8 protein-coding genes are annotated in these 12021 nt (G+C 71.5%); 1 reads left to right on the top strand and 7 read right to left on the bottom strand.

Annotation, left to right across the window (positions count from 1 at the left end; translation table 11 throughout):
* Nucleotides 1–66: 66 nt before the first annotated feature.
* The 7 genes from CcI156_RS07395 to CcI156_RS07425 form a co-directional block, all read right to left on the bottom strand.
* The gene (locus CcI156_RS07395) at nucleotides 67–864 is read right to left on the bottom strand and encodes a uracil-DNA glycosylase (RefSeq protein ID WP_023840076.1); all 798 of its coding nucleotides are present in this window, start codon (nucleotides 862–864) and stop codon (nucleotides 67–69) included.
* A 91-nt stretch (nucleotides 865–955) separates the two neighbouring features.
* Nucleotides 956–2017, bottom strand: coding sequence for a Ppx/GppA phosphatase family protein (locus CcI156_RS07400; protein WP_076804967.1), 1062 nt, complete (start codon nucleotides 2015–2017; stop codon nucleotides 956–958).
* A 25-nt stretch (nucleotides 2018–2042) separates the two neighbouring features.
* Complete coding sequence (locus tag CcI156_RS07405) at nucleotides 2043–2669, bottom strand: DUF501 domain-containing protein (protein WP_076804970.1); 627 nt, start codon at nucleotides 2667–2669, stop codon at nucleotides 2043–2045.
* A gap of 89 nt (nucleotides 2670–2758) precedes the next feature.
* A complete protein-coding gene (locus CcI156_RS07410; RefSeq protein WP_011438296.1) occupies nucleotides 2759–3133 on the bottom strand; it encodes a septum formation initiator family protein in 375 nt (124 codons plus the stop codon).
* Nucleotides 3134–3137: 4 nt separating this feature from the next.
* Entirely contained in the window at nucleotides 3138–4421 is a 1284-nt protein-coding gene (gene eno / locus CcI156_RS07415; RefSeq protein ID WP_076805069.1) for a phosphopyruvate hydratase, read from the bottom strand.
* Between the two features lie 391 nt (nucleotides 4422–4812).
* On the bottom strand, nucleotides 4813–6837 hold the full coding sequence (gene sppA, locus CcI156_RS07420; RefSeq protein ID WP_076804972.1) for a signal peptide peptidase SppA: 2025 nt from the start codon (nucleotides 6835–6837) through the stop codon (nucleotides 4813–4815).
* Nucleotides 6838–7248: 411 nt separating this feature from the next.
* Nucleotides 7249–7692: a MerR family transcriptional regulator gene (locus tag CcI156_RS07425; RefSeq protein ID WP_011438299.1), complete on the bottom strand. Its 444-nt coding sequence runs from the start codon at nucleotides 7690–7692 to the stop codon at nucleotides 7249–7251.
* Nucleotides 7693–8350: 658 nt separating this feature from the next.
* Here CcI156_RS07425 and mfd point away from each other — a divergent pair.
* Nucleotides 8351–11977, top strand: coding sequence for a transcription-repair coupling factor (gene mfd / locus CcI156_RS07430; protein WP_076804975.1), 3627 nt, complete (start codon nucleotides 8351–8353; stop codon nucleotides 11975–11977).
* Nucleotides 11978–12021 lie beyond the last annotated feature (44 nt).

Consider the following 12021-nt stretch of genomic DNA (forward strand, 5'->3'; position numbering starts at 1 on the left):
TGGTGCCGATGCGTGGGGACCGTGTTCCGGCTCACCTTCTGTGTCGACGGCCACAAGGACAAAGACTTACCCGGCCCGCTCAACCACTTCCGCGAGCTCCGCCGCCGTGCCAAAAATCGTGTCAAGCATCACTTCGGTGACCCGACCGGTGAAGGTGTTCTGCTGGCTTGGGTGATAGCAACCAACGACCGACACCCCGGATACGGGAAGTTCGACCCGCACGCCGTGCCCGAACGACACCCGGCGCGGAGGAACCGGGAATCCGGCCTGGACCAGGGCGGGCCACAGGGCGGACCAGGCGAATCCACCGAGGACGACGATGACCCGCAGGGTGGACCGGACAAGCTCCAGGTCACGCACCAACCAGGGCCGACAGGTGTCACGCTCCGTAGTGGTCGGCTTGTTCGCGGGCGGAGCGCAACGGACGACGGCGACGATGCGCGTGGCCGTCAGACGCTGACCGTCCCCGGCGGACACCGAGGTCGGCAGCGCCGCCAGCCCGACGCGGTGCAACGAGGCAAACAGCCAGTCGCCGCTGCGGTCCCCGGTGAAGATGCGTCCGGTGCGGTTCCCTCCGTGGGCCGCGGGCGCCAGACCGATGACGAGGATCCGGGCGTCGCCCGGGCCGAACGAGGGCACCGGACGCCCCCAGTAGGCCTGCTCGGCGAAGGCCGCCCGCCGCACCGCCGCGACTTCTTCCCGCCAGGTGACCAGGCGCGGGCAGGCCCGGCAGACGGACATCCGGGCATCGAGCTCCCGGGTGCCCGTCGCGTCGGCGGCCAACGCGCGGACCTCGCCCGGCGTGGCTGCGACCGGTGTGTCGGCGGCGGCGAGGTCCCCCGGCCAACCGCTTCCCGGTCGCACCGGACCCCCTGACCGCACCGGGCCCCCTGACCGCACCGGGTCACCCGTCCCGTCCGTCACCCCGCCCCACCGGTCCTCCTACAGCTGGTCCTCATACCGACGGGCCGGCGGTGACGGGCGGCGCCGCCCGCCCGGGCCCGGTGGCCGGGGCGCCCGGCGCGGCGGCCAGGGCCAGCGCTATCCCATCGAGGATGTCGCGTTCGCTTGCCACCACCGCCGCGGCGCCCGTTCGCTCGACCAGGGTGCGCAGCACGAGCGCGCCGGCGGCGATGACGTCCACCCGACCCGGGTGCATCACCGGCAGGGCCGCGCGCTGGTCGTGCGTCATCCTCAGCAGCCGGTCCGTGACCTGCGCGACCTGCTCCGCCGTCGTCACGGACAGGTGGATGCGGGTCGGGTCGTACTCGGGGAGATCAGCCGCGAGGGCGGCGACCGTGGTGACGGTCCCCGCGACGCCGACCAGCGTCGCCGCCTCGGTCAGGGGCACGGTACGGGCGGCGAGGTCGAGTGCCGCGTGCACGTCGGCGACGATCGCCGCGGCCTGCGCGCCGGTCGGCGGATCATCGTGCAGGTGCCGCTCCGCCAGCCGCACGCATCCGACGTTCACCGAACGGGCGGCCCGCACCCCGCTCACGTCCCCGAGGACGAGTTCGGTCGAGCCGCCGCCGATGTCGGCGAGCAGGATCGGCGTGGCGACCGGCCCCGTCGGCGCGCCCTCGACCGAACCGGCAGACGAACTGGCGTCGAACGAACCGGCGTCAAACGAACCGGCTCGGCCGACGAGGTCACCGATGGCGCCGCCGAAGGACAGGGCCGCCTCCTCGTTCCCGCTGATCACCTCGGGGTCCACACCGAGGATCGCGCGGACCCCGGCGACGAGCTCATGGCGGTTGCGCGCGTCGCGGGTCGCGCTCGTGGCGACCATCCGCACCCGTGAGGCTCCCAGCCGCTCGATCTGCTCGGCATAGTCCCGCAGCGCGGTGAAGGTGCGGRCGAGCGCCTCCGGCGCGAGCTCACCGGTCCGGTCGACCCCGGCCCCCAGCCGGACGATCTCCATCTGGCGGGTCAGCTCGTGCAGGGTCGATCCCTCGACGTCCGCCACCAGCAGACGGATCGAGTTGGTTCCACAGTCGATCGCGGCGACCCGACTCACGGTCTCTCCTCCCCGGTCAAATCCCCTATCGGATCTCTTTCGGATCCCCCGTCGGGTCCCCTGCCGGATCCCCTGTCGAACGACTGCCGGTCGGTCCGTCGCCCGCCGCCCCGCCGCCCGGGGCGGGTCCGGGCGCCTCGGCCTCGTCAACGCCCGGACATCGGCCACCGGCCACGCACGGCCCCCGCCGACCCCAGTCGGGAACAGCCGCAAGGGCCTCGTCACCGAACGGATTGACTCCCGGACCCACGGCGAGACTGTGCGCTACGAGGACGTGCAGGCACTTGACCCGATCGGGCATGCCACCCGCGCTCGGAGCGGCGGGCAGCACCTCGTGCGCGTCGCGCCGGGCGAGGTAGTCCCGGTGGGCGACGGCGTAGGCGGCGGCGAGCCGCGGATCCTCCGCCAGCCGGGCTGTCATCTCGCGCATCACCCCGACCCCCTCCAGCCGCGAGATCGCCGACGCAGCCCGGGGGCAGGTGARGTAGTACAGGGTCGGGAAGGGGGTGCCGCCGGCAAGCCGCGGTGCGGTCTCGACCACGTCGGGAAGACCGCACGAGCAGCGATGGGCCACCGCGAGGACGGCTCGCGGCTCGCGGGAGAGCTGACGGCGCACGATCTCGAGATCCTCGGCCGTCACCGCCGGTGCCATACTCACCCCCTCGCCGTCATCGCCGTCATCACCGTCCGCCAAGCCCGTTCCTTCGCCRCACCGGGGTCGGGGCTCCCGCCCCGTGACCGCTACGGCGTCGAGATCTCCGACCAGAGTCGGGCGTACCAGGCCGAGCCCCCGGACGACCCGCCGCGGGTCTCGTCGCCGTCCTTGGTGGGTGCCGGTTTGATCGGCATCAGGTACGCCCGCTCACCGGGCTTGACGTAATGCAGCCGACGGCGCGCCTCGTCCTCGACCCAGGCCTGGTCGTCGTAGCGCTCGACCGTCGCCCGCAGCTCGTTGACCCTCGCCTGGGCCTGCGCGTTGGTCCGGCTCAGCTCGGAGAGCTTGGCCTGCTGCTGCAGGTACAGCCGCAGCGGATAGGCGAGGGTCAGGACCAGCACGCAGATCACGACGGCGAGCAGGGTCGCCCTCGTGGTCAGCGCGGTGTTCCGCGGCGGCATGGGATCAGCCGGCTTGCCTGCGGCGGGGGAACGCGGCGGCGCCCGCGTACCGGGCCGCGTCGTCGAGTTCCTCCTCGATGCGCAGCAGCTGATTGTACTTCGCGACCCGCTCCGAGCGCGCCGGGGCGCCGGTCTTGATCTGACCGCAGTCGACCGCGACGGCGAGGTCGGCGATGGTGGTGTCCTCGGTCTCGCCGGACCGGTGGGACATCATTGCCYGGTAGCCGCTACGGTGGGCCAGGTTCACCGCGTCGAGCGTCTCGGTCAGCGTGCCGATCTGGTTCACCTTCACCAGCAGGGCGTTTGCGGCCTTCAAGGCGATCCCGCGAGCCAGCCGCTCCGGGTTGGTCACGAACAGGTCGTCCCCGACGAGCTGCACCTTGCCACCGAGCCGCTCGGTGAGCGCCACCCAGCCATCCCAGTCATCCTCGGCCAGCRGGTCCTCGATGGAGACGATCGGGTAGGCGGAGACGAGCTCGGCATAGTAGTCGCTCAGGTACTCGGCGCTACGCGAGTTGCCCTCGAAGGTGTACGACCCGTCCGCGTAGAACTCGGTGGAGGCAACGTCCAACGCCAGGGCGATGTCCGTCCCCAGGGCGAAGCCGGCCTTGTCGATCCCCTCGGCGATGAGGTCGAGAGCCTCCCGGTTGGTGGGCAGGCTCGGCGCGAAGCCGCCCTCGTCGCCCACGCCGGTCGCCAGGCCCCGCGCCTTCAGCACGCTCTTGAGCGCGTGATAGACTTCCGCACCCCAGCGCAGCGACTCGGCGAAGGTGCTCGCGCCGATCGGAGCAATCATGAACTCCTGAATGTCGACGTTGGTGTCGGMGTGCGCACCACCGTTGAGGATGTTCATCATCGGCACCGGGAGCAGGTGCGCGGTCGGACCTCCCAGGTACCGGAACAGCGGCAGGCCGCTCGACGCCGCCGCCGYCTTGGCCACCGCCAGGCTGACCCCGAGCAGGGCGTTGGCGCCGAGGGCCGACTTGCCCGGGGTGCCGTCGAGGTCGATGAGCGTCGCGTCGAGAAGACGCTGCTCGGTGGCCTCCAACTCCATGATCGCCGGACCGATCCGGTCGATCACCKCGGCCACGGCCTTGGTCACGCCCTTGCCGCCATAGCGGTTGTCCCCGTCGCGCAGCTCGACGGCMTCGAAGGCACCGGTGCTCGCCCCGCTGGGCACCGCGGCGCGGCCCAGCGTGCCGTCCTCCAGGACGACCTCGACCTCGACGGTGGGGTTACCGCGCGAGTCAAGGATCTCGCGGGCTCCGACGGCCTCGATAGACGGCACGGCTTCGACCTCCGGTATGCGCTCTGACACGGAACGATGACGCGGTGGCAGCAGCGGACCGCCACAGGCCGGTGACCGGAAGCCACCACCCCGCGGCAGGCCACCGGGGCAGACCCTGATGGCCTGCCGCGGATCGTGGCGCGGGACGAGCGGTGCCGTCCGGACGAAACCGGTCGCTGCGAGACTACCGTCGCCCCACGGCGACGCGACGCCGGTCCCGGCCCGGCGCGGCGCGTCCATTCACCCGCGGCGGGTCCGTTCACCGGCCACCCGACGGTCATTTCACCGCCTGCCTGGCCGTCGGGCACCCGGGCGTCGATCCTCCCGCGGACGGCGGTGTCACGCATCCCACAGGCCGGCGAGTTCGTTGTGGGCCACCGGTGCGGACCGGCTAACCGATCCGCCCGATCGGCGGCATGACCAGCGGACCGGCCGAGGGCAGACCAAGCCGCGCCGCCAGCGGTGCCAGCGCCCCCCAACCCGGGACGAAGCCGGCACCGGGACCAGCGCCGAGCAGGCCCAGGGCGGACCCGGCCACCGACCCGGCCACCGACCCGGCCACCGACGCGGCGGCCCCGCGGTCCTCGCTGGACTTCGGCGACCGGACCCGTTCCAGCACCGACGGCTTGGGCGTCAGCCGCACCCGCGGAGTCTCACCGGCCGGCAGACCGGCGCGCGACCAGGCGAGTTCGATCGCCTGCGCCAACCCGCCGAGGACGTCCACCAAGCCGTGCGCATGGGCGTCCGCGCCGGTCCACACCCGGCCGCGGGCCAGCTGGTGCGCCTGGTCCCGGGACAGCCCGCGAGCGACCGCCACCTTGTCAACGAAGTCGGCGTAGACCCGGTCCAGGAACTCCTCCAGTTTCTCCCGCTCCCCCGGGGTGAAGGRCCGCCGCGGCGACATCATCAGCGCATGCTCGCCCTCCGCGACGGCACCGAAGCCCACTCCCACCTTGTCGAGCAGCCCGCTGATCACCTGCTTGCCGGCGAACACCCCGATCGAGCCGGTCAGCGTGCCGGGGTTCGCCACGATCGCATCGGATGCCAGGGCGACGAAGTAGCCACCAGAGGCCGCCACGTCACCCATCGAGACGATCAGCGGCCGGCCGCTGGCCCGGAACCGCTCGGCCTCCCGGCGGACCAGGTCGGAGGCGACGTAGGAACCCCCAGGGCTGCTCACCCGGAACACCGCCGCCGCCACCGCGGGATCACGCGCGGCGGAACGGAAGGCCGCCGCGGTGGCCTCCGCTGCGAGCACCGGCCCGGAGAACGGACCCGGGGCAYCGTGTCCGAGGACGACCGGCCCGGTCCCATGGATGAGCGCGATGACCGACTTCTTCGGGTCTCGATGTGGCGCCGTCACGGAGGGGGCCAGCGCACTCGTCCCGCTGCCCGCGGCCTCGTCCGGGTGGAGGTGGGCCTCCCCGGCGCCGTCGGGACGGGAGCCGTCCCGATCATCGGGAACCTCGCGGAAGAAGAAAGCCGCCGGACCGCCGGCCGCCAGCGCCGCCACGCGAAGCGCCGGGAACTTCTCCCGCCGCTCGGCGGACCGCCGGTAGGCGGAGGCGTACATCAAAACCGGCTCCGCGCCGGACCCGCGGCGCGCATCCTCCCGGCCCGCGCCCTCCCCGTCACCCCCGAATCCGGCCGACGGCCCCCGCGTCACCCGTTCCCGTGCCGCCGCGTACACCTCGTCGCGGTAGCCGAGACGGTCGACGAGACCGGTGTCGAGCGCGACGGACCCGGCCAGCGGTCCGAGATCGATCAGACGCCGAACCCGGTCGGTGGACAGCCCGCGTCCCTCGGCGATGCCGGCCACGATCTGGTCAGAGCTGGACTCGATGATCCGGCTGACCGCCTCCAGGTGCGCCGGGGTGAAGTCCCGCTCCACCAGCGTGTTGACGGCGTTCTTGTACTCGTACCGCTGGCCGATCTCGACGGAGATACCGAGCCGGTCGAGCGCTCCCCGCAGGAACGGCGCCTCCATCCCGAGACCGGTCAGGCCGCAGTCACCGGGCGGGGCGAGCCAGATCTCGTCGAACGCGCAGGCCAGATAGTAGGGCGCCGTGCCGCCCCCGAACTCYCCGAAGGTGTCCGCGTAGGCGATGGCGGTGCCACCGGCCGCACGAAACGCGGCGATCGCGGCGCGAATCTCCTGGATACGTGCCAGCGGCATCCCGCAGGCGGCGATATGCGCGACCACGATGGACACCMGGGGATCCTCGGTCGCGTACCGTAGGCCTTCGACGACATCCCGCAGGGTCGTCCGACGCCGGGCGAGCGCCAGGGTGATCGGGTCGGTGGGGACGCCTTCGATCGGGTCGACCGTCAGATCGAGTTCAAGGACGATCGGAGCCGTCCGCCGCGCCGCGATCTGGCGGACGTCGGCCAGCGCCTTACGTGGGATGGCAGCCATGCCCTCAGAGGCTAGCCTTCCCCCGCACGGCGCCTCCGGCGCAGTGCGGGGACCCCTGGCATCGGGCGCCGTACGGGGTCTCCGTCGCCTCGCCTTCGGCGAACCTCCTGGGACAACCCTCAAAGAACCCACGGCGCCTCCGGCGCAAAGAACCCACAGCGCCTCCGGCGCAGTGCGGGGACCCCTGGCATCGGGCGCCGTACGGGGTCTCCGTCGCCTCGCCTTCGGCGAACCTCCTGGGACAACCCTCAAAGAACCCACGGCGCCTCCGGCGCAAAGAACCCACAGCGCCTCCGGCGCAGTGCGGGGACCCCTGGCGCCGCCGGAAAATAACTTCAAGTTTTGATCTTGGTCTTGCCGGTGCGATGCGCGAGGCCCGCCGCGGTGGGTACGGTGATCGGTATCCGCGGATCAGACGGTTCCTCCCGACCGTTTCGCGTCGTCGTGCAGCCCGCCGACGAACGACTCCGCGACGCTGACCTGCTCCCGAAGCGTGGAGAGTTTTTCCTCCGCGAGTACCACCCAGGTGCCAAGCCGCTCCTGGAGCTCGGCCCGGACGCCCGCGGCGAGGTCGGGCTCGGCGAGCTCATCACGAAGGGCCAGCAGCGACCGTATCTCCTCCAGGGTGAACCCCAACGGTTTCATCTTCTTGATGAGGAGCAGCCGCTCGATGGCGTCGTCGTCGTAGAGACGAAATCCCCCTACGGTCCGACCTACCGGCGCGAGGAGCCCTGACTCCTCATAGTAGCGGACTGTTCGCAGGGAGAGGCTGACCCGCTCCGCAACGTCCCCGATCTGGTAAACGTCGCCACGGGTCGTGTTCGATCCCGAAACACCACGGCGCTTGGTGGACAACTCGGCCCTTACGTTAGGGTAGATATTGGACGACCGGACCGGACGATTTTGGGCAACCGGACCGGACGTCAGGCAGTCGACTGTACGTCGCTCGGCGATGTGGCGCCCCCTTCGCCGAAGCGGGCGGGACGGGGGAGTGCGGGGCGCCCGAGCGTGCCGTCCGTCGTCCGGTACCGACCGGACCGCGTTGCCGGAAACGTGAGATGCGTCACGTCGGAGCCGTCGCGCTCGCCGATGCGGCCCCGCGGCCGTGTCCACGGCGTCCACCCGGCCGGCCCCGCGTTCGTATGGACGCGCACGTTACCGCGGCCCCGACGAACATGGCGCCGGTCCGAACGGGAGGAGGGTGGGTTGCCGGGGCGGGTGGGAAGGTTGTCGTAGGCTGGACATATCGTCTGTGCCGACAGGGCTGAGCCGATCGAGGTCGATCCGGTATCAAGGTTGACCCGTATTAAGGTCGGCTCGGCATCAAGATCGATTGGGTATCGAGGTTGACCCGCTGCCGGCGCCTGCGGACCGGGGCATCGCCGGGCGGAAGCGTCGTGTGGAGCGGGGCCGGGCCGGACGGTAGATCAGGGCCGGATCGGCCTCGCCGTGTCACGTCGTCGGATCCCAACCATCGGATCCCAACCAACCGAGAGGCACAGGGACGCACCCCATGACCCTCGCGCCGTTGCTCGACGCGCTGATCGCCCGTCCCGGCGGGGACCCTGCCCTGGGCCGGGCGATCGGCGCGGTCGGTGAACCGGTCCTCGACCTCGCTGGTCCCGCGGCGTTGCGGCCCTTCGCCGCCGCGGCCCTGGCGGTCGGGGCCGACCGGCCGGTCCTCGCTGTCGTGGCTACCGGCCGGGAGGCCGAGGATCTGGCGTCGGCGCTCGGCAGCCTGCTCGGTCCCGATGTGGTCACGGTCTTCCCGAGCTGGGAGACCCTGCCCCACGAGCGGCTGTCCCCCCGGGCTGACACGGTCGGGCAGCGCCTCGCCGTGCTGCGCCGGCTCGCGCATCCGGCGAGCACCGGTCGGCCGCCACTGCGGATCGTGGTCGCGTCGATCCGTGCGGTGTTGCAACCCCAGGTGGCCGGGCTCGGCGAGCTCGCACCGGTCACCCTCGCCGAGGGCGATACGGCCGACCTCGACGGCGTGGTGACGCGGCTGGTGGACATCGCTTATCACCGGGTGGACCTGGTCGAGCGGCGCGGCGAGATCGCCGTGCGCGGCGGCATCCTCGACGTCTTCCCGCCCACCGAGGAACATCCGCTGCGGGTCGAGTTCTTCGGCGATGAAGTCGAGGACATCCGCCGGTTCTCCGTGGCGGACCAGCGGGCGCTACCGGAGGATGATGGCGCGACCGGTGGTGGCCGTGTCCTGTTCGCGCCGCCGTGCAGCGAACTGCTACTGACCGCGCAGGTGCGGGCGCGGGCCGCGGACCTCGCGACGCGCCACCCGGAGCTGCTGGACCTGCTCGACAAGATCGCCGACGGCATCCCCGTGGAGGGGATGGAGGCGCTCGCCCCGGTACTCGTCGACGCCATGTCACTACTCCTGGACGATCTGCCGGCCGGCACCCACGTGCTGGTCTGCGATCCCGAACGGGTCCGTTCGCGGGCGAGCGAACTGGTGCGCACGAGCCAGGAGTTCCTCGACGCGTCGTGGAGCGTCGCGGCGCTGGGTGGCGGCGCGCCGATCGATCTCGGCGCGGCCGCCTACCGATCGATCATCGAGGTCCGCGAGCGTGCGGAGGATCTCGGCCTGCCGTGGTGGTCGGTCACTCCCTTCATGTCGACCCCGGCAGGCAGCGACCGGGAACCGGCGGGCACCGGGCTGACGGGCGCCGCCTACGACGGGACCGAGTACGGCGACAACTACGGCGACAACTACGGCGACAACACGGTGGTCGCCAGCCTCCGGCCCGCGCCGATCTACCACGGGGACACCGCGGCGGTCATCGCCGACGTCAAGGGCTGGCTCGCCGAGTCCTGGCGAGTGCTGCTGGTCACCGAGGGGCACGGTCCGGCGCAGCGCCTGGTGGAGATGCTGCGCGACGCCGACCTGGGCGCCGGCCTCGCCGAGGAGGCCACGCTCACTCCGGGCGTCGCCATAGTCACCTGCGGTCGGCTCGCCACCGGCTTCACCAGCGATACTTTGCGCCTCGCCGTTCTTACTGAARGCGACATCGCGGGTGCCCGCGGGGTGAGCACGAAGGACATGCGGCGCATGCCGAGCCGGCGGCGCAAGGGCATCGATCCGCTCGCCCTGCTCCCCGGGGACATGGTGGTCCACGACGCGCACGGCGTCGGCCGCTACGTCGAGATGGTCACCAGGACCGTCGCGGGYGCCAAGCGGGAGTACCTTCTGCTGGAGTACGCCCGGGGCGACCGACTGTATGTGCCGACCGACCAGCTTGAACAGATCACCCGGTATGTCGGGGGTGACGCGCCGAGCCTGGACCGCATCGGCGGCRCCGACTGGGCCAAGCGCAAGAGTCGGGCCCGCAGAGCCGTCAAGGAGATCGCCGGTGAGCTGATCCGGCTCTACAGCGCCCGGATGGCTGCTCCCGGGCATGCCTTCGCTCCCGACAGTCCCTGGCAGCGTGAGCTGGAGGACGCCTTCCCGTTCCGAGAGACACCCGATCAGCTCGCCGCCATCGACGAGGTCAAGGCCGACATGGAGAAGCCGGTCCCGATGGACCGGGTAATCTGCGGCGACGTCGGCTACGGCAAGACCGAGATCGCGGTGCGGGCCGCGTTCAAGGCGGTGCAGGACGGCAAGCAGGTCGCGGTGCTGGTGCCCACGACGCTGCTGGTCCAGCAGCACTTCCAGACCTTCTCCGAGCGTTACGCCGCATTCCCGGTGGTGGTGAAGGCGATGAGCCGGTTCAACTCGCCCGCCGAACACAAGGCGGTGCAGGAGGGGCTCGCTACCGGCAGTGTCGACGTGGTCATCGGCACCCACCGGCTGCTGTCCGGGGAGAACCGCTTCAAGGATCTCGGCCTGGTGATCGTCGACGAGGAGCAGCGCTTCGGTGTCGAGCACAAGGAGCAGCTCAAGAAGATGCGCACGGCGGTGGACGTGCTCACGATGAGCGCCACACCGATCCCCCGCACGCTGGAGATGTCGATCACCGGCATCCGGGAGCTGTCGACCATCGACACTCCGCCCGAGGAGCGGCACCCGGTGCTGACCTCGGTCGCCGCCTACGACGCCCGTCAGGTGGCCGCGGCGATCCGCCGGGAGCTGCTGCGCGAGGGGCAGGTCTTCTTCATCCACAACCGGGTGKAGACGATCGACCGGGCCGCCGCCCGGCTGCGCGATCTGGTTCCCGAGGCGCGGATCGCCACCGCCCACGGCCAGCTGCACGAGGACGCGCTTGAGCAGGTCATGGTCTCCTTCTGGGAGAAGAAGTTCGACGTGCTGGTCTGCACGACGATCGTGGAGTCGGGCCTGGACATCTCCAACGCCAACACCCTCATCGTCGAGCGGGCCGACGTGTTCGGCCTGTCCCAGCTGCACCAGCTGCGCGGCCGGGTCGGGCGGGGCCGGGACCGGGCGTACGCCTACTTCCTCTACCCGCCGGACAAGCCGCTGACCGAGACCGCCCACGACCGGCTCGCCACGATCGCCCAGCACAACGACCTTGGTGCCGGAATGGCCGTGGCCATGAAGGACCTGGAGATCCGGGGAGCGGGCAACCTGCTCGGCGGCGAGCAGTCCGGGCACATCGCCTCGGTCGGGTTCGACATGTACGTGCGGATGGTCGGCGAAGYGGTGGCCGAGTACCGCAGGGAGGGGGTCGAGGAGCCCCCGGAGGTCAAGGTCGAGCTGCCGGTCGACGCGAGCCTGCCGCATGACTACGTGCCGAGCGAGCGGCTGCGGCTGGATGCCTACCGGCGGCTGGCCGGCGCCGCCACGGACGCCGACATCGACGAGGTGCGTGGCGAGCTCGTGGACCGGTTCGGTCCGGTGCCCGAACCGGTCGAGAACCTGCTGGCCGTCGCGGGCCTGCGGGTGCTTGCCCGGCGCTTCGGCGTCACGGAGATCATCACCGCCGGTCGCCAGATCCGGTTCGCTCCGCTGGAGCTGCGGGAGAGTCAGACACTCCGGCTGACCCGGCTCTACCGGGGCGCCGTGGTCAAACCGGCGGTGCGGACCGTACTCGTTCCCGCGCCGACCGAGACGGGGCGCATCGGTTCCCGGCCATTGCGGGACCGGGCCCTGCTCGTCTGGGTCGGCCAGCTCCTGCATGCGGTCGCGGGCGACTCGGTCGCCGCCGCGGCGGCCTCGATCTGACTCCTGGCGTAGGGCGCCGTACCGTACGCCACGCTGAGCGGATA

It is taken from the genome of Frankia sp. CcI156, assembly GCF_001983015.1.
In the GTDB taxonomy this organism is placed as follows: domain Bacteria; phylum Actinomycetota; class Actinomycetes; order Frankiales; family Frankiaceae; genus Frankia; species Frankia casuarinae.